Annotated in this window: 21 protein-coding genes; 18 read left to right on the forward strand and 3 right to left on the reverse strand. The window is 69.8% G+C overall.

Going from position 1 to position 23,410, the window contains the following annotated elements; translation table 11 throughout:
- The first annotated feature begins 29 nt into the window (after positions 1 to 29).
- The 3 genes from HZ992_RS18555 to HZ992_RS18565 are packed head-to-tail and all read left to right on the forward strand — an operon-like array spanning position 30 to position 3,442.
- Positions 30 to 1,538, forward strand: a complete 1,509-nt coding sequence (locus HZ992_RS18555) for a protein adenylyltransferase SelO (RefSeq protein WP_209383296.1) — start codon at positions 30 to 32, stop codon at positions 1,536 to 1,538.
- 30 nt (positions 1,539 to 1,568) lie between these two features.
- Positions 1,569 to 2,093 (forward strand): TlpA family protein disulfide reductase, encoded by a 525-nt coding sequence (locus tag HZ992_RS18560; RefSeq protein WP_209383297.1) that lies wholly within the window; start codon positions 1,569 to 1,571, stop codon positions 2,091 to 2,093.
- A 29-nt stretch (positions 2,094 to 2,122) separates the two neighbouring features.
- Positions 2,123 to 3,442 (forward strand): DUF1015 domain-containing protein, encoded by a 1,320-nt coding sequence (locus tag HZ992_RS18565; protein WP_209383298.1) that lies wholly within the window; start codon positions 2,123 to 2,125, stop codon positions 3,440 to 3,442.
- Between the two features lie 22 nt (positions 3,443 to 3,464).
- Here HZ992_RS18565 and HZ992_RS18570 read toward each other — a convergent pair whose 3' ends face one another.
- A complete protein-coding gene (locus tag HZ992_RS18570) occupies positions 3,465 to 4,451 on the reverse strand; it encodes a Bug family tripartite tricarboxylate transporter substrate binding protein (RefSeq protein ID WP_209383299.1) in 987 nt (328 codons plus the stop codon).
- Between the two features lie 21 nt (positions 4,452 to 4,472).
- Positions 4,473 to 5,561 (reverse strand): tartrate dehydrogenase, encoded by a 1,089-nt coding sequence (locus HZ992_RS18575; RefSeq protein WP_209383300.1) that lies wholly within the window; start codon positions 5,559 to 5,561, stop codon positions 4,473 to 4,475.
- 125 nt (positions 5,562 to 5,686) lie between these two features.
- On the opposite strand from HZ992_RS18575, the gene HZ992_RS18580 reads away from it, so the two are divergent.
- From HZ992_RS18580 to HZ992_RS18590, 3 genes are read left to right on the forward strand one after another with little or no spacing between them, the layout of a single operon-like run.
- Positions 5,687 to 6,634, forward strand: a complete 948-nt coding sequence (locus tag HZ992_RS18580; RefSeq protein ID WP_209383301.1) for a LysR family transcriptional regulator — start codon at positions 5,687 to 5,689, stop codon at positions 6,632 to 6,634.
- Positions 6,624 to 8,093: a pyridoxal phosphate-dependent decarboxylase family protein gene (locus HZ992_RS18585; RefSeq protein ID WP_209383302.1), complete on the forward strand. Its 1,470-nt coding sequence runs from the start codon at positions 6,624 to 6,626 to the stop codon at positions 8,091 to 8,093. Before HZ992_RS18580 ends, HZ992_RS18585 begins: the two co-directional genes overlap by 11 nt.
- 49 nt (positions 8,094 to 8,142) lie before the next feature.
- Entirely contained in the window at positions 8,143 to 8,457 is a 315-nt protein-coding gene (locus HZ992_RS18590; RefSeq protein ID WP_209383303.1) for a hypothetical protein, read from the forward strand.
- A gap of 89 nt (positions 8,458 to 8,546) precedes the next feature.
- Here the strand turns inward: HZ992_RS18590 and HZ992_RS18595 are convergent, their stop codons facing one another.
- Positions 8,547 to 8,981 carry an RrF2 family transcriptional regulator gene (locus HZ992_RS18595; RefSeq protein ID WP_209383304.1) on the reverse strand — a complete coding sequence of 145 codons (435 nt, stop codon included), beginning with the start codon at positions 8,979 to 8,981 and terminating at the stop codon, positions 8,547 to 8,549.
- Between the two features lie 99 nt (positions 8,982 to 9,080).
- Between HZ992_RS18595 and fdxA the strand changes: the two genes are divergently transcribed.
- From fdxA to HZ992_RS18655, 12 genes are all read left to right on the forward strand, one after another.
- Positions 9,081 to 9,404, forward strand: a complete 324-nt coding sequence (gene fdxA / locus HZ992_RS18600; RefSeq protein ID WP_209383305.1) for a ferredoxin FdxA — start codon at positions 9,081 to 9,083, stop codon at positions 9,402 to 9,404.
- Positions 9,404 to 10,879 (forward strand): cytochrome c oxidase accessory protein CcoG, encoded by a 1,476-nt coding sequence (gene ccoG / locus HZ992_RS18605; protein WP_209383306.1) that lies wholly within the window; start codon positions 9,404 to 9,406, stop codon positions 10,877 to 10,879. Before fdxA ends, ccoG begins: the two co-directional genes overlap by 1 nt.
- Before the next feature lie 149 nt (positions 10,880 to 11,028).
- On the forward strand, positions 11,029 to 11,625 hold the full coding sequence (locus HZ992_RS18610; RefSeq protein ID WP_209383307.1) for a hypothetical protein: 597 nt from the start codon (positions 11,029 to 11,031) through the stop codon (positions 11,623 to 11,625).
- Positions 11,622 to 12,482 (forward strand): patatin-like phospholipase family protein, encoded by an 861-nt coding sequence (locus HZ992_RS18615; RefSeq protein ID WP_209383308.1) that lies wholly within the window; start codon positions 11,622 to 11,624, stop codon positions 12,480 to 12,482. Before HZ992_RS18610 ends, HZ992_RS18615 begins: the two co-directional genes overlap by 4 nt.
- Positions 12,483 to 13,301: 819 nt before the next feature.
- On the forward strand, positions 13,302 to 14,189 hold the full coding sequence (locus HZ992_RS18620) for an AraC family transcriptional regulator (RefSeq protein WP_209383309.1): 888 nt from the start codon (positions 13,302 to 13,304) through the stop codon (positions 14,187 to 14,189).
- A 225-nt stretch (positions 14,190 to 14,414) separates the two neighbouring features.
- Positions 14,415 to 17,432, forward strand: coding sequence for a xanthine dehydrogenase family protein molybdopterin-binding subunit (locus tag HZ992_RS18625; RefSeq protein WP_209383310.1), 3,018 nt, complete (start codon positions 14,415 to 14,417; stop codon positions 17,430 to 17,432).
- Positions 17,429 to 18,292, forward strand: a complete 864-nt coding sequence (locus HZ992_RS18630) for an FAD binding domain-containing protein (RefSeq protein WP_209383311.1) — start codon at positions 17,429 to 17,431, stop codon at positions 18,290 to 18,292. Before HZ992_RS18625 ends, HZ992_RS18630 begins: the two co-directional genes overlap by 4 nt.
- On the forward strand, positions 18,289 to 18,840 hold the full coding sequence (locus HZ992_RS18635) for a (2Fe-2S)-binding protein (RefSeq protein ID WP_209383312.1): 552 nt from the start codon (positions 18,289 to 18,291) through the stop codon (positions 18,838 to 18,840). Before HZ992_RS18630 ends, HZ992_RS18635 begins: the two co-directional genes overlap by 4 nt.
- Positions 18,833 to 20,377: an AMP-binding protein gene (locus HZ992_RS18640; protein WP_209383313.1), complete on the forward strand. Its 1,545-nt coding sequence runs from the start codon at positions 18,833 to 18,835 to the stop codon at positions 20,375 to 20,377. Before HZ992_RS18635 ends, HZ992_RS18640 begins: the two co-directional genes overlap by 8 nt.
- Positions 20,374 to 21,351, forward strand: a complete 978-nt coding sequence (locus HZ992_RS18645) for a tripartite tricarboxylate transporter substrate binding protein (protein WP_209383314.1) — start codon at positions 20,374 to 20,376, stop codon at positions 21,349 to 21,351. The genes HZ992_RS18640 and HZ992_RS18645 overlap by 4 nt, the downstream gene beginning before the upstream one ends.
- 10 nt (positions 21,352 to 21,361) lie before the next feature.
- The gene (locus HZ992_RS18650) at positions 21,362 to 22,813 is read left to right on the forward strand and encodes a UbiD family decarboxylase (protein ID WP_245213110.1); all 1,452 of its coding nucleotides are present in this window, start codon (positions 21,362 to 21,364) and stop codon (positions 22,811 to 22,813) included.
- Positions 22,810 to 23,394 (forward strand): UbiX family flavin prenyltransferase, encoded by a 585-nt coding sequence (locus HZ992_RS18655; RefSeq protein WP_209383316.1) that lies wholly within the window; start codon positions 22,810 to 22,812, stop codon positions 23,392 to 23,394. The genes HZ992_RS18650 and HZ992_RS18655 overlap by 4 nt, the downstream gene beginning before the upstream one ends.
- The last annotated feature ends 16 nt before the right edge of the window (positions 23,395 to 23,410 follow it).

A 23,410-nucleotide genomic window follows, 5' to 3' on the forward strand; every position in this document is an offset into this window, starting at 1 on the left:
ACTAGACCCTTCGCGCTGACCCGCCCCCCATGACCCGATTCGCCTTCGACAACAGCTACGCCCGCGAGCTGCCCGGCTTCTACACGGCTTGGCAGCCAGCGACGGTGCCGGCACCGCGGCTGCTCTTCCTCAACGAAGCGCTCGCCGCCGAGCTGGGGCTCGATGCCTCAGCCCTGCGTGGTGAAACGGGCGCGAGCCTGTTCGCCGGCAACGCGCTGCCCGAAGGCGCCGAACCGATCGCGCAGGCCTACGCCGGGCACCAGTTCGGCGGCTTCTCGCCGCAGCTCGGCGACGGCCGCGCGCTGCTTCTCGGCGAGCTGATCGACCGCGACGGCCGGCGACGTGACATCGCCTTCAAGGGCTCGGGCCGCACGCCCTTCTCGCGCGGCGGTGATGGCAAGGCCGCCGTCGGCCCGATGCTGCGCGAGGTGCTGATCGGCGAGGCGATGCATGCGCTGGGCATCCCGAGCACGCGCGCACTGGCCGTGGCCGCCACCGGCGAGACGGTGCGCCGCGAGCTGCCGCTGCCCGGCGCGGTGCTCACCCGCGTGGCCGAGAGCCACCTGCGCGTCGGCACCTTCCAGTACTTCCTCGCCAAGGGCGAGGTGGATCGGCTGCGCCAGCTCGCCGACTACACGATCGCGCGCCACGACCCCGCGCTCGCCGGTGCGCCCGACCGCTACCTCGCGCTGCTGCAGGCCGTCGCGCAGCGCCAGGCGGTGCTGATCGCGCAGTGGATGAACGTGGGCTTCATCCACGGCGTGATGAACACCGACAACATGACGATCTCCGGCGAGACGATCGACTACGGCCCCTGCGCCTTCATGGAGGCCTACGACCCGCAGACGGTGTTCAGCAGCATCGACCACGGCGGGCGTTATGCCTACGGCAACCAGCCGCACATCGCACGCTGGAACCTCGCACGCCTGGCCGAGACGCTGCTGCCGCTGATGGCCGAGGCCGATGACGAGAGCGCCATCCAGCGCGCGGTGGCGCAGGCCACCGCGGTGATCGATGCTTTTCCCGGACTCTTCGCCGCCGCGCTGCTGCGCGGCCAGCGCGGCAAGCTGGGCCTGTTCGCCGCCTCGGCAGCCGACGACGCGCAAGACACCACGCTCGTCGACGACTGGCTCGCACTGCTGCTCGCGCAGTCGGTCGACTTCACGCTCGGCTGGCGGCGCCTGGCCGATGCGGCCGAAGGCCGCGACGCGCCGCTGCGCGACCTGTTCGCCGACCGCGCGGCGCTCGACACCTGGCTGACACGCTGGCGCGAGCGCTGCACGCGCGACGACGCGGCCGGCGGTCCCGGTGCGGCCGAGCGCGCCGCGCGCATGCGCCGCGCCAGCCCGTGGCTGATCCCGCGCAACCACCGTGTCGAGGCAGCCCTGGCCGCGGCGACCGACGGTGACCTCGCGCCCTTCGAACGCCTGCTCGAGGCGCTGCGCCAGCCCTTCGACGAGCGGCCGGAACACGCGCTCTATGCCGAGCCGGCACCGGCCGAGGCGCAGGCCGGCTACCAGACCTTCTGCGGGACCTGATCGATGACGGATTGCTCGCGCCGATCGGCCATGCTGGCGCTTTCTGCCGGGGCCTTGTCGCCCTGGGCCGCACTGGCGCAGGGCGCCGAGAAGCTGCCCGCCGAAGTGAAGGTGGGCCAGCCGCTGCAGGACGCGACGATGACCGGCCTGAACGGGCCGACCCGCAGGCTCTCCGACTACCGCGGCCGGCCGCTGCTCATCAACGTCTGGGCCAGCTGGTGCGCGCCTTGCCGCGCGGAAATGGCCTCGCTCGAGCGGCTCGCCTGGCTGGAGCACCCGGTGCCGTTTGCCGTGATCGGCATCTCGACGGACGACTATCCGGAGCGGGCGCTGCAGCTGCTCAAATCCACCAACGCGACCATCAGCCACTTCATCGACCGCAAGCTGCAGCTGGAGACGCTGCTCGGCGCCTCGCGCCTGCCGCTGACGGTGCTGGTCGACGCGCAGGGCCGCGTCGTCGACAAGGTCTACGGTGCGCGCGAGTGGGACAGCCCGCAGTCGCAGGCCCTAGTGCGCGGGGCGTTCAGCGCGCGGTCCGGGGCGGCGCAGAAGTAGCCGTCGCGGGCTGCGGCATGATGGCGCCCATGACCAGCCCGCTCTGCTTCCGCCCCCCTCGCCTGCTGCTCCCGCGCAGTGGCATCGACCTGCAGCGCTGGAGCGTCATCGCCTGCGACCAGTACACCAGCGAACCCGGCTACTGGGAACGCGTGGCGGGCCAGGTCGGCGATGCGCCGTCGACGCTGCACATGATCTATCCGGAGGTCTTCCTCGCCAGCGCCGACAAGCCCGAGCGCATCGCGCGCATCCAGGCAACGATGCGGCGCTACTTGGCCGAAGGCCTGCTGCGCGAGCATGCCGGCGCGGTGCTGGTGGAGCGCAGCCTGCCCGACGGTCGCGTGCGCCGCGGCCTGATGCTGGAGCTGGATCTGGAGCACTACGACTTCTCGCCCGCCTCGGCCAGCCTGATCCGCCCCACCGAGGGCACCATCGTCGAGCGCATCGCGCCGCGCGTCGAGGTGCGCCAGGGCGCCGAGCTGGAGCTGCCGCACATCCTCGTGCTGATCGACGACCCGCAGCGCACGGTCATCGAGCCGCTGGCGGCGCAACCCGCGCGCCTCGCGCCGCTGTACGACACGCCGCTGATGCTCGGCGGTGGCCGCGTGGCCGGCCTCGCACTGGATGGGCCCGCGCATGGCCAGGTGATGCAGGCGCTGCAGGCACTCGGCGACGGCGCCGCCTTCGCCGCGCGGCATGGCCTGCCGCCCGACACGCCGCCGATGCTCTTTGCCATGGGCGACGGCAACCATTCGCTGGCCACTGCCAAGGCCTGCTGGGACCGCATGAAGGCCGGCGTCGGGCCCGACCACCCGGCGCGCTGGGCGCTGGTGGAGGTGGAGAACATCCACGACGCCGCGCTGGAGTTCTCTCCCATCCACCGCCTGCTGACCGGGGTGAATGGCGAGATCCGCGAGGCGCTGGCAGCGCACTTCGGCGAGCGGGTGCGCATCGTCGACCAGCCCGATGCGGCCTCGATGCGCGTCGCACTGGCGGCGCTGCCGCGCAGCGAACATGCCGCCGGGCTGGTGCAGCCGGGCGGCCGCCACGCGCTGGTGGTGGTGTCCGGCATGCCGGCCGCGCAGCTGGACGTGGCCACCTTCCAGGGCTTCGTCGATGCCCTGCTGGCCCAGGGCGGCGCGCACGAGGTCGACTACGTGCACGGCGACGACACGCTGGCGCAACTGGCCGGCGTGCAGGGCAACGCCGGGCTGCACCTGGCCACGCTGGGCAAGAGCGAGCTGATCGGCCGCGTGGCGCGGCACGGCCCGCTGCCGCGCAAGAGCTTCTCGATGGGCGAGGCCGACGAGAAGCGCTTCTACCTCGAGGCGCGGCGCATCCGGGCTTGAAAGGGGCGGGGCGGGACGACGATCATTCGATCGTCACCTTGGCATCCTTGACCAGCTTCGCGAACTTCTCGGTCTCGCTCCTGATCTGCTGCGCCATGTGCTCGGCGCTGTCGCCGATGGCTTCGGCGCCGATTTCGTCCATGCGCTTGCGGAACTCGGGCGACTGGATGACCTTCACCATCTCGGTGTTCAGCCGGGCCAGCACGTCCTTCGGCGTGGCCACCGGAGCAAGCACGCCGAACCAGGTGCCGATGTTGAAGCCCTTGAGCCCGGCTTCGTCGAGCGTCGGCACGTCGGGCAGCGCTGAAGAACGTTTGGCCGTGGTGACGGCCAGCGCCCGCAGCTTGCCGGCCTTGATGTGCGGGAGCACCGGCGTGACGGTGTCGAACGACATCGTGATCTGGCCGCCGAGCAGGTCGGTCGCCAGCGGCCCGCTGCCCTTGTAGGGAATGTGGCTGAAGTCCGTGCCGGTCATGTTCTCGAACTGCGTCCCGATCAGATGCTGTGCCGTACCGTTGCCGTTGGAGCCGTAGTTGTAGGCGCCAGGCTTGGCCTTGAGCAGCGCGACCAGTTCGGCCACGTTGTTGACCGGAGTGCTCGCGTTCACGACCAGCACGTTCGGCACCAGCGCGATCGTGGTGATCGGTGCCAGGTCCTTCTGGAAGTCGTAGGGCAGCTTCTTGTAGACACTGGAGGCGATGGTGTGGTGCACCGCGCCGACCAGGAGCGTGTAGCCGTCGGGCCTGGCCTTGGCCACGTAGTCTGCGCCGAGCGTGGCACCCGCGCCCGGCTTGCTCTCGACGATCACGGTCTGGCCGAGGCTCAGCGTCAGCTTCTCCGCCAGCGCGCGGGCCAGCACGTCGGTGGTGCCCCCGGCCGGGAACGGAACGATCAGGCTGATCGGCTTGTTCGGCCAGGCCTGGGCCATGGCGCCGGTGGCGGACATCGCAGCGGCAAGTGCGACGGACTGGAGCAGACGCCGACGATCGGGTTGGTGGATGAACTTCATGTGGGTCTCCGGTGGTTCTTCTTACGCTGCCTGGCGCTGCGTCGAGGCGGTCAGTAGTGCGCACACCGCCTGCGTGACCTGGGCCGTCGTGGCCTGCCCGCCGAGGTCGCGGGTGTGCAGCGTCGGGTCGGCGGTCACCTGCTCGATGGCTTTCATCACCCGGCTGGCCGCGTCGGCCTCGCCGAGATGCTCGAGCAGCATCACGACGGACCAGAAGGTGCCCACCGGGTTGGCGAGCCCCTTGCCCATGATGTCGAAAGCCGAGCCGTGGATCGGCTCGAACATCGAGGGATAGCGGCGCTCCGGGTCGATGTTGCCGGTCGGTGCGATACCCAGGCTGCCGGCAAGCGCCGCGGCCAGGTCGCTGAGGATGTCGGCATGCAGGTTGGTGGCGACGATGGTGTCCAGCGTCGAGGGGCGGTTCACCATTCGGGCGGTCGCTGCGTCGACCAGTTCCTTGTCCCAGCGCACATCCGGGAACTCGGCGGCGATCTGCAGCGCGATCTCGTCCCACATCACCATCGCATGGCGCTGGGCATTGCTCTTGGTGATCACCGTCAGCAGCTTGCGGGGCCGCGATCGGGCCAGCCTGAACGCGAATCGCATGATGCGTTCGACGCCAGCGCGGGTCATCATCGACACATCGGTGGCAGCTTCGATGGGGTGGCCCTGGTGCACGCGACCGCCCACACCGGCGTATTCGCCCTCGGAGTTCTCGCGCACGATGACCCAGTTCAGGTCATCGGGCCCGCAGCGCTTGAGCGGGCCGTCGATGCCCGGCAGGATGCGTGTCGGGCGCACGTTGGCGTACTGGTCGAAGCCCTGGCAGATCTTCAGGCGCAAGCCCCACAGCGTGATGTGGTCGGGGATGTGCGGGTCGCCGGCCGAGCCGAACAGGATCGCGTCCTTGTGGCGCAGCGCCTCCAGGCCGTCGGCCGGCATCATCATGCCGTGCACCCGGTAGTAGTCGCCGCCCCAGTCGAAGTTCTCGAACTCGAAGCGGAATCGGCTGCTCGAGCTGGCGAGCGCCTCCAGCACCTGCTGGCCGGCGGGAACGACTTCCTTGCCGATGCCGTCGCCGGGGATGGTGGCGATCGTGTAGGTCTTCATGGCTTGTCTCCGTCTCGATGCTCAGGCGTCGAGCCGACTGTAGGAAATGGACAGCCTTGCCGTGCACGGCTAGAGTGAATCCATTGTTTACCTGAGTTCAACAATCGAAACCGGGCGGCGCCTCCATGTCCAATGGCATTCAACCTGCAGATCTCGGGTTCTTCTCGGCCCTGGCGAGCGCGGGCAGCCTGAGCGCTGCCGCGCGTGAACTCGGCATCACCACGCCCGCCGTCAGCAAGCACCTCGCGCTGATGGAGTCGCGGGTGGGCCTGTCGCTCGTCAACCGCACCACGCGGCGGATGAGCCTGACGCCCGAAGGCGAGCTGTATCTGGAGCACGCCCGCCGCATCCTCGGCGAGATCGACGACATGGAGCAGTTGCTCGGTGTCTCCAAGGCCACGCCGAAAGGCCTGCTGAGGGTCAATGCGACACTGGGTTTCGGCCGCAGCCACGTGGCGCCGCTGATCTCACGCTTCGTTCGCAAGCATGCGCAAGTGGAGGTGCAGTTGCAGTTGTCGGTGAACCCGCCGCCGCTGACGGACGACGCCTTCGACGTCTGCATCCGCTTCGGCGCGCCGCCCGACGCCCGCGCGTCGTGGCGGTACATCGCGCCGAATCGCCGGCTCTTGTGCGCGGCGCCGGCCTATCTGGCCCGACACGGCACGCCCAAGGTGCCCAACGACCTGACCCGGCACCACTGCATCGGCATCCGGCAGGGTGAAGAGGCCTACGGGGTGTGGCGCCTGACCAGCGGACGCGGGCGGAACGCGACGACCGAAGCCGTCAAGACACGCGGCATGTTGGCCACGAACGACGGGGAGATCGCGGTCAACTGGGCGCTCGACGGCCACGGCATCCTGATGCGAGCCGAGTGGGACATCGAGCGCTACCTGAAGAATGGCCGGCTGGTGCAGGTGCTGCCGCAGTTCCACACGCCCGATTCCGACATCCATGCGGTGTATCCGCAGCGCCACCAGCTCGCCGCGCGCGTGCGTGCATTCGTCGACTTCGTGTCCTCGTCGCTCGGCCACCTTTCCAAAGCACCCCATGCCGGAGTTCGAGATGCCCACTGATCCTGCCGAGACGGGCCGGCTGCAGCCCTTGCTCTCGCAGCTCGGCGCCGGGCTCGACGATTTCCTGAAGTTCGAACACCCCGACGCCCTGCATCCGGGCCGGCGCTGGCGCGAGCATCTCGACATCGCCCTGCCGCGCACGGGCATCGGCATCGATGCAGTGGCCGACGAGTTGCTGCGGCATGTCGTGCCGAACGGCTCGTCGGTGCCCCGGCCGGGATTCAGCGCCTTCATCACCACCGGCGGCACCACGGCCGCCGCGCTGGCCGCCACCGCGGCGGGCATTGCCTCGCCGCAGCGCTACGGGCACACCGCCTTCAACTTCCTCGAGGAGCTTTCCCTGCGCTGGTTGGCGGACATGTTCGGGCTGGTGTCGATGCAAGGCGTCTACAGCAGCGGCGGTTCGGTGGCCAACCTGCTGGCGCTGGGCGCGGCGCGGCAGAGCGCCTTCGAGCGGCTCGGCCGCGACCCGGCGGCCGACGGCATGGACCGCAGCGTCGCCGTCTATGCCACCACCGAAGCCCACCACACGATCCAGCGCTCGGCCGGCGTGCTGGGCCTGGGCCGCCGGGCGGTGCGGGCGATCGCCTGCGACGAGCGCGGCCGCATGCGGGTGGATGCGCTGTGCCGCGCGATGGCCGAAGACCGGCGCGCCGGCGTGTTGCCGATGGCCATCGTCGCCAGCGCCGGCACCACCAACACCGGCGCCATCGACCCCTTGCGCAGCCTCGGCGAGATCGCGCGGGAGAACGGCGTCTGGTTCCATGTCGACGGCGCCTATGGCCTGCCGGGCCGGCTGGACGATCGGGTGGCGCCGCTCTACGAAGGCCTGGGGCTGGCCGACTCGGTCATCGTCGATCCGCACAAGTGGCTCGGCGCCGCCGTGGGCGTGGCAGTCACCTTCGTGCGCGACCGCGAGCTGCTGCGTCGCGCCTTCACGCAGGAGCCGGCCGCCTACCTGGAGGGCAGCATGCAACGGCCCGACGACGAGGCAGCGCGCATCGAGCACTCGATGGACGACATGGGCGTTCCCTACTACGACTTTGGCGTCGAACTGAGTGCGCCGAGCCGCGGCGTGGTGGTCTGGGCCCTGATCCGCGAGATCGGCGTGTCGGGCATGACGCAGCGCATCCGGCGCCACAACGACATGGCGACGCACATCGCGAGGGTAGCGCGCGCGCACCCGAATCTGGAGCTGCTGCAGGAGCCCACGCTGTCGATCTGCTGCTTCCGCTACGTGTCGCCCGAGGTGCGCGACCTCGACGGTCTGAACCAGCGCCTGCATCGGCGTCTGACGCGCGAGAACCGCAACATGCCCAGCACGACGCGCGTGAACGGCGCCCTGGCGCTGCGGCCCTGCTTCGTCGGCGCACGCAGCGAGATGCCGCACGCGCAGGCGCTGGTCGACGACGTGTTGCGCATCGGGGCCGAGCTGGTGCGCGAATCGGCTTTGCCCTGAGCCGGCGGACTGCGTAGACTGGGGCCATCCCAGCATTCACCCTGCCACCATGCGAGCGTCCGTCCGCCTGTCCTTCGGCCCGACCGAAGTCATCTGCCGCCCTCCGGAGGGCAGCGCACCCGACGCCGTCGAGAACGCGCGCCGCTGGCTCGACGAGCGCTTCAACGAGTACGAGTGCGAGCCGCTGCGGCCGCTCGGCAAGGTCTTGACGAAGGACAAGCTCATCGTGCTCGCGGAAGCGATCGGCGCGCGAGGCTTCGAGGCCGACGCGACACTGCGCCAGGACTTCGCACGCGCCGCGACCGCCCTGCTCGACAGCGACGCGGTTCACATCGACGTGGACGCGCGCAAAGTCTCGTCCTGACCGGCGCCGTCACCCGGCCACTGCGTTCGGCGTGAAGCGGGCGAGGTCGCGTTCGCCCGGTCCACCTGGCCGCCGGGCCGTGGCGTGGGTCAGGGCCGCCCGCGATGCCTGGGCGCCGCCGGCATGCCCAGGGTCATGTCCGCCAGAGTCGCGCCGTCCAGTGCCTCGAAGTAGCCCTGCAGCGCATCGCGGAACAGCTTCTTGAGGCGGCAGCTCGGCGACAGCGTGCACGCGTTGGTGCCGGGATCGAAGCACTCGACGAGGCGGAAATCGGTCTCCGTCGCACGGACGACGTCGCCGATGCGGATGGTCTCGGGTTCCGCCAGCAGCCGCAGGCCGCCGCCGCGCCCCCGTGTGGTCTCGATCAGGCCCCGGTGCGCCAGGTCGTTGACCACCTTCATCAGGTGGTTCTTCGACAAGCCGTGGTGCTCGGCCAGTTCGGCGATGGTGACCAGTCGATCCCGGTGGGTGGCGCAGTACATCAGCACGCGCAGGGTGTAGTCGGTGTATTCGGACAGGCGCATGGTCACCCCTGAAGATGCATGTAGTTTATTGCTTTTAACGCCGAGTCTGTTTAAGATGCATAGCCTTTGCATCTTTAACGATCGACTGGAGAACAGCTCGTGACGTTCGTCGTGACCGAGGCCTGCATCCGCTGCAAGTACACCGACTGCGTGGACGTCTGTCCGGTCGATGCCTTCCGCGAAGGGCCGAACTTCCTCGTCATCGACCCGGCCGAGTGCATCGACTGCGCCGTCTGCGTGCCGGAGTGCCCGGTGAACGCGATCTATGCGGAGGAAGACGTGCCGAGCCACCAGCAGAGCTTCACCGCACTCAATGCCGAACTGTCGCGGCAATGGAAGCCCATCACGAAGGCGAAGCTGGCACTGCCGGATGCCGACGAGTGGGCCAAGATCGAATCGAAGCTCGGCGAGTTGAAGCGGTGATGCGACGCACCGACCCGCCCCGCCCCGTCATCCCGATCCAGCCCGCCCCGAGCGCGGCGGACGACGGCATGCAGTTCGTCTCGATGTACCAGAAGCAGCCCGACATCTATCCGCGGGCGGTGAAGGGCTGGTTCGCGGGCTGGCGCTGGACTTTCGTCTGGCTCACGCAGCTGCTGTTCTACGGCCTGCCCTGGATGCAGTGGGGCGGCCGCCAGGCGGTGCTGTTCGACCTCGAGGCGCAGCGCTTCTACATCCTCGGGCTGGTGCTGTACCCGCAGGACCTGATCTTCCTGGCCGCGCTGCTCGTGCTCTCGGCCCTGGCCCTGTTCCTGTTCACCGCCGTGGCCGGCCGCCTGTGGTGCGGCTACACCTGCCCGCAGACGGTGTACACGGAGATCTTCATGTGGGTGGAGCGCCGCATCGAAGGCGACCGCATCGCCCGCATGCGCCTGGACCAGGCACCGTGGGGCGCCGGCAAACTCGCGCGCAAGAGCGCCAAACAGGCGGCCTGGCTGGCCATCGCCCTGTTCACCGGATTCAGCTTCGTCGGCTACTTCACGCCGATCCGCGAACTCGCTGCCGCCTTGCCAGAGCTCGGCGTGTCGCCCTGGAACCTGTTCTGGATCCTCTTCTACGGCGCCGCCACCTATGGCAACGCGGGCTACCTGCGCGAGCAGATGTGCAAGTACATGTGCCCCTATGCACGCTTCCAGAGTGCGCTGATCGACAAGGACTCGTTGATCATCACCTACGACAGCGCGCGCGGCGAACCGCGCGGCTCGCGCTCGCGCAAGGCCAGCCCGGCGGCGCAGGGCATGGGCGACTGCATCGACTGCACGCTGTGCGTTCAGGTCTGCCCCACCGGCATCGACATCCGCGACGGCCTGCAGAACGAGTGCATCGGCTGCGCCGCCTGCATCGACGTGTGCGACGACGTGATGGACAAGATGGGCTATGCCAAGGGCCTGATCCGCTACTCGACCGAGAACGGCGTCGTCAACGGCTGGACGCGCCTGCAGATGTTCAAGCGCGCCCTGCGCCCGCGCGTGCTGGTCTACGCCGCGGTGCTGGGCGCCGCCAGCGTCGCGTTCGCCGCCAGCGTGGCGCTGCGCAGCCCGTTCAAGTTCGACGTCGTCAAGGACCGTGGGGCACTGGCGCGCATCGTCGACGACGGTGCGGTCGAGAACGTCTACCGGATCCAGATCATGAATCGCACCGAGGCGCCGCAGACCTACCGGGTGAGCGTCGGCGGCATCGACGGCCTGGCGGTCTCGGCGCCGCAAGCCAGCGCTGGGCCGGCCAGCGTCGCGTCCCTGGTGGTGAGCCTGCGCCTGCCTCGGCGCGAGGCCCAGCCGCTGCTGGGCACGTCAACGCCGGTGGTGTTCGAAGTGGCTTCGCTCGCAGCGGCCGGGGTCGCGCCCTCCGGCCCATCTGCCGTCCAACGCGAACGCTCGACCTTCTTCGTACCGCGTTGACGCGGCCGGGCTCGGCCGCTTGCTCCCCGCCGCGGAGCAGCGGCCCGCACCACAGCAGTGTCCGCGTACGCCCCGGCACTGCGTGGTACCAGGCAGGACGGGTTGCATCAGCGGCCCGAATCGCCACGCAGACGAAGGTGAGCTTCTGCATGAAGACCGTACTCGACTACATCGATGACAACAAGCGTCTGCTGGCCAGGCATCCGATGCTCGTGCGCCTGCGCCGTGGCGGCATCGAGACTGCGCAGCGGCAAGATGCGCTGATCGCCATGGCAGCCATGCTGGCCAGGCTCGTTCCGGTGGTCGAGTGCGGCTCCTGCGAAAGTGCCGTGACGTGGCGCCCGTTGTCGCACCGGCTCGTGCACCTGGTCTGGCTGGCCAACGATGCTGTCCGGCCGGCCGTGTTGCGTGCGATGGAGCAGTCGTGCGAGATGCTCTGTGCCTACCTGTCCAAGCTCTGCGAGTGCGAACCCACTGACCCGCGGCCCGCACAGCCCGTACTTGCCCAATGGGAACTCTTCCGTGAACGCCCGCGGCCCGGTGGCAGCGCCGAGGCGCTGGCCACTGTGGTGCTGGACGAGAGCCTGCGCCAGCAGGCGCTGAACCTGATCGACGCCGTGTTCGAACTGGTGGAAGGCGGCTTCGACGACATGCTGTTCAGCTGCGAGCCGTTCGACGAAGCCGTGTGGGCCGGCCTGCGTGCCTGCCGCGGCCCGACTTCCCACTTCATCGACCTTCCATCATGAACGCCTCCCCCCACCCGAGGTTCGCCATCGCCGTAGGCAGTGGCGGCGTGCGCAGCATCGCCGCCCTGGGCATGGTGCAAGTGCTCATGCAGCACGGCCTGCGGCCCGACCTGGTGGTGGGCTGCAGCACGGGCACGATCTTCGGCGCGCTGATCGCTGCCGGCCATGGCGCCGACGAGGCTGTGCGCATCGCCACCACGCTGTGGTCGCCCGAGGTCGCCACCCAGCGACGCTGGCGTGCGCTGCCGCAGATGTTGTGGCCGCGCCTGGGCCGCTTCGACGCCGACTTCGCGATGCGCCACGACCACCGGGTGATGCAGCGCCTGGGCCAGGCCTTCGGCAGCCTCCAGCTGAACGAATTGCCGTTGCCGATGCGGGTGGTCGCCACCGATGCGGCCACTGGCGAGCGCGCGGTGCTGCGCAGCGGCAGCGTGGTGCAGGCGCTGAGGGCCAGCTTTGCGCTGCCTTTCATGTTTGCCCCGGTGATGATCGACGGCCGCCGCCTGGTGGACGGCTGCCTGACCGACCCGCTGCCCGTGAGCGCCGCGGCCGACGCCGATGCGGTGCTGGCGCTGGGCTTTCCGGCGCCGATGCCCCAGCGCATCGACCGCCCCAGCCGGCTGCTGGCGCAGGTGTCGTCCTCGCTCCTCAACAATCTGATGCAGGCCCGACTGGCCGAGGCCCGTGCCAGCGGCCAGCGCCTGCTGCGCATCGAGCCGCAGTTGCGGCAGCGCGTGGGGCTGTTCGACACGGCCGCCATGCCGGCGCTGGTGGAGGCCGGCCGGCGCGCCACCGAAGCGGCGCTGCCGGACATCGTGTCGCTGCTGCATCGCGGCCCGGCGCTGGTGGCAGCATGAGGTTGGTTGCTCCGACCAAACGCGACGGGTCTTGAGGACTGCCGGGGATCGCACGTTCTCTCCTTTGGCCCTGCTCGCCAACGTGACGGGCGGCCGCTCTGCAGCGGTTACGGTCGTTCGTCCCTGCAGCCTCTATGCACGGTGTCTGCCGCGCAGCAGTCATCAGCTTCTCGTCAGTCGCGCCTGATCGACGACCGATCAAGGATGTGCAGCCTCTGTCGCGAGCACTGAGGACTCTTGAGGGCACCCGAACGACCGCTGTCTTCAGCCCCGAAATGACACTCCCGACCCATACCGGCCCGCCGGCCCGCTCCAAAGCTGCCCGACGGCGGGCCGGGATTCTTCGCGTTTCGCGCCTACGGAGCGGTCGTTGGTGACCTCCGGCGGTCGGCCCGTCCTCCTTTGTCCTGAGACTTGGCAGCCGGCTCCTGGCCCAGTGCGGTGGGCTAGGCAGTGCAGCCAAGTACGCGCCTTAGCGCGGGCAGATCGACGGTCAATCGGCCCCCAACGACCACGGGCATCGGACTCCGGGCTGCGGCACATGAGCCCGTCCACCCGAGTGCGGCCCCACCGCGGCACGTGCGCAAGTCTTGAACGAGGCTGCGATGCGTCGCGAGCAATTGCCGCGTAGAGTGCAGTGACCAGTCTGCAGGCCCGCAAGGGATCATCCCGTGGCGGCCCAGCATGCCATCGGCTTACCATGACTGCGTGCGCCATTTTGGGGCGCGACGGAGCCCCGGCCATGACCGCCCTTCCCGATCGAACGAATACCGGTCCGGCCGCGACGGCCGCGTCCGCCTAGCGCTTCGCTGCTTTCGCGTGTCCAACGCCATCAAGATCTTCCAGGGCCGCTTCGGCCGTGTCGCTCTGCTCGACATGAGCGCGCCTCTGGTGGGTCACGCGCACCATCATTGCCACATCCTGTTGAAGGCGGGCGGTGCCGACAGCGCCTTCAGCGTGCGCGGCGAAACCGCGCCGCTGACCAACGACAGTGTCGTGCTCGTCAACGCCTGGGAACACCATGCCTACACCCATCCGGTGCCGCCGGGTGAGCGCACGCTGATCCTGGCGCTGTATATCGAACCGAACTGGCTCGCCGAAATCCAGCGCTCGCTGGCGATGTCGGGCCACCCGCGTTTCTTTCCGCAGAGCTGCGTGCGCGTGACGGCGGCCACGCGCAAGATCACCGAGGAATTCGTGCTCGAGCTGTGGTGGGCCGACGAGGTTTCGCCCAGTCGCCTGGAACAATTGCTGTTCAACCTGATCATCTCGGTGGTCGAGGGCTATTCGGGCTGGCGCGACCTCGTGAGCCTGCTGCGCAGCAAGCCACCGGTAGCCACCGACCCGCGTATCCGCCAGGCGATCACGCTGATGCGCCAGGACGTGGGCCGCGAACTCGACATGGACAGCCTGGCCGCGCAGGCCGGCCTGTCGCGCGCGCACTTCTTCGCGCTGTTCCAGCGCGACACCCAGGTCACGCCCCTGGTCTACGCCAATGTGCTGCGCTTCGAGGCCGCCGTGCAGCGGCTGACGCAGACGCAGGCGTCGGTGGGTGATGTCGCCCACGGCCTGGGTTTTTCGGCGCCGGGCCACTTTTCCCGCTTCTTCCGCCAGCACCTGGGCATCACGCCCAGCGACTACCGGCGCGTGGTCAACCTGTTCGAGCCGCCCAAGAGCGACGCCGTACCGCCCGCGCCGGTGATCTGAACCGGGGCGCGTGTCGGCCGCCGAGCCGGGCGCGTGGCCGCCCCGCCAGAGGCTCCGGGTTTGCCCTTGAATGATCTGAACTGCTGCGATGCAGCACGCAGGTCGTCAGACGATTGGGTAAGCCGCCAGACGATCCGGATCTTCACCGGACGATCGCGTTAACGCCGCGGGCCCCGTGCTGTCGAGACTGCACCACACCGCAGATCGACACACCGGAGACCGTTCTTGCACACCGACCCGGGCCTGCAACAGGCCCTGCCCAAGCCGCACCTCGGCCAGTCCGCACCGCGCCATGAAGACGCCGCGCTGCTGACCGGCCGCGGCCGCTTCGGCGACGACCTGGGCACGACCCCGGGCACGCTGCACGCCGCGGTGCTGCGCAGCCCGCATGCCCATGCCCGGCTGCTGGGGGTGGACACGGCCGCGGCGCTGGCCCTGCCGGGCGTGCATGCGGTGCTGACCGGGCAGGACGTGCAGCACTGGCAGCAGCCCTTCGTGGTCGGCGTGAAGGCGGCCATGCAGCACTTCGTGCTCGCGGTCGACAAGGTGCGTTATGCCGGCGAACCCGTGGCCGTGGTCGTCGCGCAGGACCGCTACATCGCCGAAGACGCGCTCGACCTGCTGCGCGCCGACTACGAGGCCCTGCCGGCGGTGGTGGACATCGAAGCCGCCTGCGATGCCGGCGCCGCCGTGCTGCACGAGGCCGTGGGCAGCAACGTCGTCAGCGACCGCAGCTTCTGCTACGGCGACCCCGACGCCGCCTTCGCCGCGGCAGACCGTCGCGTCGCGCTGACGGTGCACTACCCGCGCAACAGCTGCACGCCCATCGAAGGCGCTGTTGTCATCGCCGAATGCCTGGCCGGCGGCGAGGGCTATGAAGTCACCAGCAACTTCATGGGCCCGTTCAGCCTGCATTCGGTGATGGCGCTGGCGCTGGGCGTGGCGGCCAACAAGCTGCGCCACAAGCTGCCGCGCGACAGCGGCGGCAGCTTCGGGGTGAAGCAGGCCGTGCTGCCCTACGTGGTGCTGATGTGCCTGGCCTCGAAGAAGGCTGGCGGCGCGCCGGTGAAGTGGGTCGAGGACCGGCTCGAACACCTGGCCGCGGCGACCTCGGCCACCGCGCGGCTGACGCACATCGAAGCCGCGGTGCAGGCCGACGGCCGCATCACCGCGCTGCGCTGGGACCAGCGCGACGACGTCGGCGCCTACCTGCGTGCGCCCGAGCCGGCCACCTTCTACCGCATGCACGGTGCGCTGAGCGGGGCCTACGACATCAAGCACATCGCCGTGCGCAACCGCGTCGTGCTGACGAGCAAGACCCCCACCGGCCTGGTGCGCGGTTTCGGCGGGCCGCAGGTCTACTACGCGCTGGAGCGGCTGATGGACCGCATCGCCGTCGAACTGGGCATGGACGCCATCGCCCTGCGCCAGCGCAACTTTGTGCAGGCCGCGCAGTTCCCGTACCACGCGGCAGCGGGCGCCGTGCTCGATTCCGGTGACTACGCGCTCCTGGCCGAACTGGCGCAGGCCGCGGCGCTGCGTGAAGGCCTGCAGCAGCGCCAGGCGCAGGCCCGCGCGGCCGGGCGGCTGTACGGCATCGGCGTGGCGGCCATCGTCGAGCCCTCGGTGTCGAACATGGGCTACATCAGCACCGTGCTGACGGCCGAGCAGCGCGCCAAGGCCGGGCCGAAAAACGGCGCCATCGCCAGCGCCACCGTCGGCATCGACCTGCTCGGCGGCCTGAACGTCGTCGTCGCCTCGGCGCCGGCCGGGCAGGGCCACATCACCGTGTGCGCGCAGGTGGTGGCCGACGTCTTCGGGCTGCAGCCCGAGCAGGTGGCCGTGAGCGTCGACTTCGACACCGCGAAGGACGCCTGGAGCGTGGCTGCCGGCAACTACAGCAGCCGCTTTGCAGGTGCCGTGGCCGGCACCGTGCACCTGGCAGCGATTCGGCTGCGCGACAAGCTAATGCGCATCGCGGCGGCGCAGTTCGGCTGCGCTGCCGAGGCCGTTGTTTTCGAAGGCGGCAAGGTCTTCGACCGCGCGCAGCCGGCGCGTGCCCTGGCCTTCAGCCGCATGGCGGCGGGCCCGCACTGGGCACCGGCGCTGCTGCCTGAAGGCGTGGAACCCGGCCTGCGCGAGACCGCGTTCTGGACGCCGCCGACGCTGACCGCCCCCGACGCGCAGGACCGCGTCAACACCAGTGCCTGTTACGGCTTCGTCTTCGACATCTGCGGCCTGGACGTCGACCCCGCCACCGGCCGCGTCACGGTCGACCGCTACATCACCGGCCACGATGCCGGCCGCATCCTGCACCCGGGCATGGCCGACGGGCAGATCCGCGGCGCCTTCGCGCAGGGCCTGGGCGCAGCGCTGATGGAGGAGTTCCGCTACGGCGCCGACGGCGGCTTCCAGAGCGGCACCTTCGCCGACTACCTGGTGCCTACCGCCTGCGAAGTGCCCGACCCGGTGATCGTGCACCTGCAGACACCCAGCCCCTACACGCCGCTGGGCGCCAAGGGCATCGGCGAAGGCAACAACATGAGCACGCCGGTGTGCATCGCCAACGCCTTCGCCGACGCGCTGCGGCCGCTCAAGGACGTGGCCGACATCCGCCTGCCGCTGACACCTTCACGCGTGCTGGCGCTGATCGGTGCCGAGGAACCCGCACCCCCGGCCGCGATGGCAGCCGCGATGGCCGCGGCACCGGCACCGGCCGTTTCCGGCGGCCTGGCCCTGCAGGCGCGTGGCCATGTCGACATCGCCGCGCCACCCGAGCGCGTGTTTGCGGTGCTGCTCGACCCCACGGCGCTGGCGCGCGTGATTCCCGGCTGCCATGCGCTCGTCAGCACCGGAGCCAACCAGTACCGCGCCGACGTCACCGTCGGGGTCGGTCTGGTGAAGGCGCGCTACGCCGCGCGCATCGCGCTCAGCGAGATTCACGCGCCACGTTCGCTGCGGCTGGCCGGTGACGGCCAGTCGACGCTGGGCACGGGTTCCGGCAGTGGTGTCGTGCGGCTGGAAGCCACGGCCAGCGGCACGCGGCTGCACTACGACTATGCCGCCCAGGTCGGCGGCAAGGTCGCGGCGGTGGGCAGCCGCATGCTCGAAGGCGCGGCGCGCATCGTGCTGGCGCAGCTGTTCGAATCGCTCGGGCGGCAGGCCGTGGGTGGCGACGCGGCGCAGCCCGCGGCGCGCAGCTTCTGGCAACGCCTGCTGCACTGGCTGGGGGTGGCGAAATGAAACCGGCCGCCTTCGACTACCAGCGCATCGCCAGTGCCGACGAAGCCTGCGCCGTGCTGGCGCAGATGGGCGAAGACGCGCGCATCCTGGCCGGCGGGCAAAGCCTGATGGCGGTGCTGAACATGCGGCTGGCACAGCCGCAGCGGCTGCTCGACATCTCGCGCTGTGCCCCGCTGCAGCAGCTGCGTGTGGCGAAGGGCGCCTTGCAGGTCGGCGCTGCCGTCACCCAGGCCGCGCTCGAATGGCGGCCGGGCCTGGCGCAGGAACTGCCGCTGCTGCAGCTGGCCTTCCCGCACATCTCGCATTTCCAGGTGCGCAACCGCGGCACGGTGGCCGGCAGCATCGCCCACGCCGACCCGTCGGCCGAGCTGCCGCTGTGCCTGCTGGCGCTGCAGGGCGAGGTGCTGCTGAAGAGCGCGCGCGCCAGCCGCCGCGTGGCGGCCGAGGACTTCTTCACCGGCATGCTGCAGACCACGCGCCGCGCCGACGAACTGGTCGAGGCCGTGTCCTTCCCGCTCGCGCGGCCGGGCCAGGGCTTCGGTTTCGAGGAGTTCTCGGTGCGCCATGGCGACTTCGCCGTCTGCGCCGTCGCCGCGGTGGCCGACGGCCAGCAGCTGCGCATCGCCGTCGGCGGTGTCGCCGACCGGCCCGTGGCGCGCAACTTCCCGCTGCTGCAGGGCGACGCGCTGGCCGACGCGCTGAATCATTTCGCCTGGCAGCTGCAGGCCCGCGACGAACCCCAGGCCAGCGCCGCGCTGCGCCGCCAGCTGGTGCGCCAGCTGGGCCGGCGCGTCGCCGTGCAGGCCCTGGCCGACCGCAGCCGCCGCCTCACCCACCCCTCCGCAGGAACCCCGGCATGAATGTGCTCACTCGCGACCGCGCCCACCCCGTGCAGCTGTTGCTGAACGGCCTGCCGCGGCGCGCCACCACCGAACCGCGCCAGCTGCTCAGCGATTTCCTGCGCCACGAACTCGGCCTGACCGGCACGCATGTGGGCTGCGAACACGGCGTCTGCGGCGCCTGCACCGTGCGCGTCGACGGTGTCGCGCAGCGCGCCTGCCTGATGCTGGCCATGCAGGTCGACGGTTGCCATGTGCAGACCATCGAAGGCCTGGCAGCGGAGACCGGTGGCGGTAACGGTAGCGGCGGCGACAGCGACACGCTGGGCGACCTGCAGGCCGCCTTCAAGCGCCACCATGCGCTGCAGTGCGGCTTCTGCAGCGCCGGCATCCTGATGAGCGCGGCCGACTGGCTGCAGCGTGTGCCGCAGCCCAGCGAGGCGCAGTTGCGCGAGATGTTGTCGGGCCATCTGTGCCGCTGCACCGGCTACACGCCCATCGTCGCCGCCATCCTCGATGTCGCCCAGGCCCGCGCCGCGGCGCTGGCCACGAAGGCCGGCCATGTTTGACCTCGGCCGCACCCTGCTGCAGAGCGTCGAACGCTCGCCGGGCCGCACGGCCATCGTCGACGGCGAACGCCGCTTCAGCTACGCGTTATGGGCGCGCACCGTCGGTGCCGTGCAGCGCGGGCTGGCGGCCGCCGGCCTGCGCGCGGGCGACCACCTGCTGGTGGTGCTGCAGAACCGCTGGGAGATGGCGGCGCTGCACTGGGCCTGCCAGTTTGCCGGCATCGTCGTGACGCCGCTGAACTGGCGTGCCAAGGGCGACGAGATCGACTACTGCCTGGTCGACAGCGGCGCCCGCGCCGTCGTCTGGGAGGCCGTGGTCGATGCTGCCGTGGCCCAGAGCGAGCACGCGCGCACGGTGCTGCGCATCGGCGTGGGCGCGGTCGCAAGCGCGCAGCTGCAGTTCGAGGACTGGCTGGCCGCGCCCGCCGACCCAACGCCCGTTGCCAGCGCCGAAGATCTGTCGCTGATGCTCTACACCAGCGGCACCACCGGCAAGCCCAAGGGTGTGCCGCGCCGCCACCGCGTCGAACGTGCCGCCGCCCTGGCCCATGTCGCGCAGAACCGCTATGGCGACGCAGAATGCACCCTGGGCGTGATGCCGCTGTATCACACCATGGGTGTGCGCAGCCTGCTGGCGCTGGCGCTGGTCGACGGCCGCTTCGTCTGCATCCCGCGCTTCGACGCCCGCCAGGCACTGGCCGCGATCGAGGACGAAGGGGTCACCCACCTCTATCTGGTACCCACGCTCTACCACGACCTGCTGGCCCACCCGCAGTTCGCGGCCACCGACATCACAAGCGTGCGCAAGCTGGGCTTTGCCGGTGCGCCGATGCACGACGCGCTGCTGCAGCGCCTGGACCAGGCCTTCCACCCCGAACTGTTCGTCAACCATTACGGCAGCAGCGAGGTCTACACCTTCAGCATCAACCAGCGTGCCGTGGCCAAGCCCGGCAGCGCCGGCCGCGCCGGGCTGAACACGCGGCTGCGTGTGGTGAAGCTGGACAGCACCGACCCCGGCCAGTTGGCCGCGCCCGGTGAAGAAGGCCAGATCATTGCCGACCTGTTGGGCGACGAAGCCTTCGAGGGCTACCACCGCCGCCCCGACGCGAATGCGAAGAGCCTGCACGGCGGCTGGTACTTCACAGGCGACATGGGCTATGTCGACGCCGACGGCGACCTGTTCGTCACCGGCCGTGTCGACGACATGATCATCAGCGGCGGCGAAAACATCTCGCCGGTCGACATCGAGTCGGTGCTGTCGCTGCACGCGGCCGTCGACGAGGTGGCCGTGGCCGGCCTGCCCGACCCCCGCTGGGGCCAGAAGGTCGTGGCCTTCGTCAAGACCCGCACGCCGGTGGCGGCCGAGGCGCTCGACGCGCATTGCCGCGTCTCAGACCTCGTGAACTTCAAGCGCCCGCGCGAATACGTGTTCGTGCGCGAGATCCCCAAGTCGCCGGTCGGCAAGGTGTTGCGCCGCAAGCTGGTGGCGGGCGAGTACGAAGCCGACGGCGACACCTCTTCGGAGACTCCCTCATGAAAAATCTGCTCACTTGCGTGCTCGCCACGTCGCTCGCGTTCGCGCCGAGTCCGGACCTGCGCGCGCAAGACAACTACCCGAACAAGATCATCCGGCTGGTCGTGCCCTACAGCGCGGGCGGCACCGGCGACCAGATCGGCCGGTTGGTCGGCGACAAGCTCGGCGAACTGCTGGGCCAGCGGGTGCTGATCGACAACAAGGGAGGTGCCGGCGGCAACATCGGCGCCGAAGCGGCCGTACGGTCGCCGGCCGACGGCTACACGCTGGTGATGGCCGCCACGAGCCTGGCGAGCAACCCGGCCCTGCTGAAGAAGATGAGCTTCGATCCGGTCAAGGATCTGGTGCCCGTCAGCCAGTGCTGCGGTGTGCCGATGGTCGTGGTCGTGAACCCGGCGTTGCCGATCAGGAACATCAGCGAGCTGGTGGCCTACGCGAAGGCGAAGCCCGGCCGGCTGACCTTCGCTTCGTCGGGCATCGGCACCAGCAGCCACTTGGCCGCCGAGCTCTTCAAGCTGCTGGCCGGCACCGACATGACCCACGTGCCCTACAAGGCGGACTCGCAGGCGCTGCCCGACCTGCTGTCGGGCAATGTCGACCTGATGTTCATGTTCCAGACCTCGGCCTTGCCGCAGGTCAGGGCCGGCAAGCTGCGCGCGCTCGCGGTCAGCACCGCGAAGCGCTCGCCGGCGGCGCCCGAACTGCCCACCGTCGCCGAGGCGGGCGTGGCGGGTTACGACTTCAACGGCTGGTTCGGCCTGTTCGCGCCGGCCGGCACGCCCAAGGCCGTGATCGACGTGCTGGCCGCGGCATCGGTGAAAGCGGTGCATTCGCCCGACCTGCAGCGCAAGCTGATCGACCAAGGTTTCGTTCCGGTCGCGCCCGACACGCCGGCGCAATTCGCGCTGTTCTTCCAGAACGAAGCGGCGAAGTGGGTGCGCGTGGCGCGCGATGCGAAGTTGCAGGCAATCGACTGAGGACCTTTCGATGAACACCCCCCAAGCCTTCACGAGCCTGCGCGGCTGGCTGCGCCACCTGGCTGCCACCGACCGGCTTGCGCTGATCCGGCCCGGCGTGGCGCTCACCCATGAACTCGCGGCCATCGCCAAGCGGCTCGACGGCACGCAGGCGGCGCTGTTCCCGCAGCCGGGCGGGCACCCGATGCCGGTGGTGTCGGGCTTCATGTCCCGGCGCGCCTGGATCGCCGAGGCCATGGGCGTGCCCGACGCACAACTGCTGCAACGTTTCCGCGCCGCGGCCGAACGGCCGCTGCCGTGGCGCGAGGTCGCGCGCGACGCTGCACCGGCGCAGCAAGTGGTGCACCCTTTCGGTGAAGGTGAGGGCGACATCCGCACGCTGCTGCCGATCCCGACACACAGCGAACACGACAACGGACCCTACATCACGGCCGGCCTGGTGATCGCACGCAACCCGAAGACGGGGGTGCAGAACGTCTCGATCAACCGCATCCAGATCCAGGGCCGCGACCGGCTCGGCGTGCTGATTTTGCCGCGCCACCTGCATGCCTTCTTTGCCGCTGCTGAAGCGCAGGGTCAGGCGCTCGACGTCGCGATCGTGATCGGTGTCGACCCGCTGACCGCGCTGGCGTCGCAGGCGATCGCAGCGCTCGACTGCGATGAACTCGAGATCGCCGGTGCACTGCACGGTGCGCCGTTGCCGGTCGTGAAGTGCACCACCAACCAGGTGCGCGTGCCGGCCGAGGCCGAGATCGTGATCGAAGGCCGCATCCTGCCGAACGTGCGCGAGCCCGAGGGTCCGTTCGGTGAATTTCCCAAGTACTACAGCGCCCGCGAAGAGCGTGAAGTGATCGTGATCGACGCCGTGACGCACCGACGCGACCCGGTGTTCCACACCATCGTGCCGGCCGAGATGGAGCACCTCCTGCTCGGCGCGATCCCCCGCGAAGCGACGCTGCTGGCCCACCTGCAGCGCAGCTTCCCGAACGTCAGCGACGTGCACCTGTCGGTCGGCGGTGTGGCGAGGTATCACCTGCATGTGCAGATGAAGAAGACCCGCGAAGGCCAGGCCAAGAACGTGATCCTCGGGGCCTTCGGCGGCCACTATGACCTGAAGCAGGTGATCGTGGTCGATGAAGACGTCAACGTGCACGACCCCGCCGAAGTCGAGTGGGCTGTTGCCACCCGCTTCCAGGCCGACCGAGACCTGGTCGTGATCGCCGGCGCGCAAGGTTCGGCACTCGACCCTTCGACCAGCATCGCGTTCGCCGGCAACAAGCCGCCGCTCGAATGGCAGGGATTCGGCGCCAAGATGGGGCTCGACGCCACCAAGCCGATCCGTTCGAGCGAACACGTGTTCACGCGCGTGCGCATTCCGGGCGAAAGCGACGTCGACCTGGCCACCGCGGTCACCGCCACCGGCACCGCAGCGCTCACCGGCACATCGCTGGAGCAGGCATGAAGCGCCTGATCGTCGCCATCACCGGTGCGAGCGGCGCGGTCTACGGCGTGCGCTTGCTGCAGATGCTGCGGGCGCTGCCGGCGGTCGAAACCCACCTGGTGCTGTCGCAGGCCGGCGGGCTGACGGCGATGCAGGAGCTCGACATGGCGCGCAGCGATGTCGAGGGCCTGGCCGACGTGGTGCACAACCCGCGTGACATCGGCGCCAGCATCGCCAGCGGCTCTTTCGTCACCGCCGGCATGGTGGTCGCGCCGTGTTCGATGAAGACGCTGGCGAGCATTGCGCTCGGCTTCGCCGACAACCTCGTCAGCCGTGCCGCCGACGTGGCGCTGAAAGAGCGCCGCCGCCTCGTGCTGATGGCACGCGAGACGCCGCTGAACCTGGCTCACCTTCGCAACATGACGGCGGTCACCGAAATGGGCGGCGTGATCTGCCCTCCGGTGCCGGCGTTCTACCAGCGGCCCGACAGCCTGTCCGATGTCGTCGACCACAGCGTCGCGCGTGTGCTCGATCTGTTCGACATCGAAAACCCGACCGCGCTGCGCCGCTGGCAAGGCCTGCGCGTCCACGACCCCGCCTGACCTCACACCCCAAGAC

The sequence above is a fragment of the Rhizobacter sp. AJA081-3 genome, assembly GCF_017795745.1.
Classification (GTDB): Bacteria; Pseudomonadota; Gammaproteobacteria; order Burkholderiales; family Burkholderiaceae_C; genus Piscinibacter.

Excerpts from the sequence above, each read along its gene's own strand:
- HZ992_RS18555 (WP_209383296.1), top strand. The coding sequence starts at position 30 with ATGACCCGATTCGCCTTCGACAACAGCTACGCCCGCGAGCTGCCCGGC.
- HZ992_RS18560 (WP_209383297.1), top strand. The coding sequence starts at position 1,569 with ATGCTGGCGCTTTCTGCCGGGGCCTTGTCGCCCTGGGCCGCACTGGCG.
- HZ992_RS18565 (WP_209383298.1), top strand. The coding sequence starts at position 2,123 with ATGACCAGCCCGCTCTGCTTCCGCCCCCCTCGCCTGCTGCTCCCGCGC.
- HZ992_RS18570 (WP_209383299.1), bottom strand. The coding sequence starts at position 4,451 with ATGAAGTTCATCCACCAACCCGATCGTCGGCGTCTGCTCCAGTCCGTC.
- HZ992_RS18575 (WP_209383300.1), bottom strand. The coding sequence starts at position 5,561 with ATGAAGACCTACACGATCGCCACCATCCCCGGCGACGGCATCGGCAAG.
- HZ992_RS18580 (WP_209383301.1), top strand. The coding sequence starts at position 5,687 with ATGTCCAATGGCATTCAACCTGCAGATCTCGGGTTCTTCTCGGCCCTG.
- HZ992_RS18585 (WP_209383302.1), top strand. The coding sequence starts at position 6,624 with ATGCCCACTGATCCTGCCGAGACGGGCCGGCTGCAGCCCTTGCTCTCG.
- HZ992_RS18590 (WP_209383303.1), top strand. The coding sequence starts at position 8,143 with ATGCGAGCGTCCGTCCGCCTGTCCTTCGGCCCGACCGAAGTCATCTGC.
- HZ992_RS18595 (WP_209383304.1), bottom strand. The coding sequence starts at position 8,981 with ATGCGCCTGTCCGAATACACCGACTACACCCTGCGCGTGCTGATGTAC.
- ccoG (WP_209383306.1), top strand. The coding sequence starts at position 9,404 with ATGCGACGCACCGACCCGCCCCGCCCCGTCATCCCGATCCAGCCCGCC.
- HZ992_RS18610 (WP_209383307.1), top strand. The coding sequence starts at position 11,029 with ATGAAGACCGTACTCGACTACATCGATGACAACAAGCGTCTGCTGGCC.
- HZ992_RS18615 (WP_209383308.1), top strand. The coding sequence starts at position 11,622 with ATGAACGCCTCCCCCCACCCGAGGTTCGCCATCGCCGTAGGCAGTGGC.
- HZ992_RS18630 (WP_209383311.1), top strand. The coding sequence starts at position 17,429 with ATGAAACCGGCCGCCTTCGACTACCAGCGCATCGCCAGTGCCGACGAA.
- HZ992_RS18635 (WP_209383312.1), top strand. The coding sequence starts at position 18,289 with ATGAATGTGCTCACTCGCGACCGCGCCCACCCCGTGCAGCTGTTGCTG.
- HZ992_RS18640 (WP_209383313.1), top strand. The coding sequence starts at position 18,833 with ATGTTTGACCTCGGCCGCACCCTGCTGCAGAGCGTCGAACGCTCGCCG.
- HZ992_RS18645 (WP_209383314.1), top strand. The coding sequence starts at position 20,374 with ATGAAAAATCTGCTCACTTGCGTGCTCGCCACGTCGCTCGCGTTCGCG.
- HZ992_RS18650 (WP_245213110.1), top strand. The coding sequence starts at position 21,362 with ATGAACACCCCCCAAGCCTTCACGAGCCTGCGCGGCTGGCTGCGCCAC.
- HZ992_RS18655 (WP_209383316.1), top strand. The coding sequence starts at position 22,810 with ATGAAGCGCCTGATCGTCGCCATCACCGGTGCGAGCGGCGCGGTCTAC.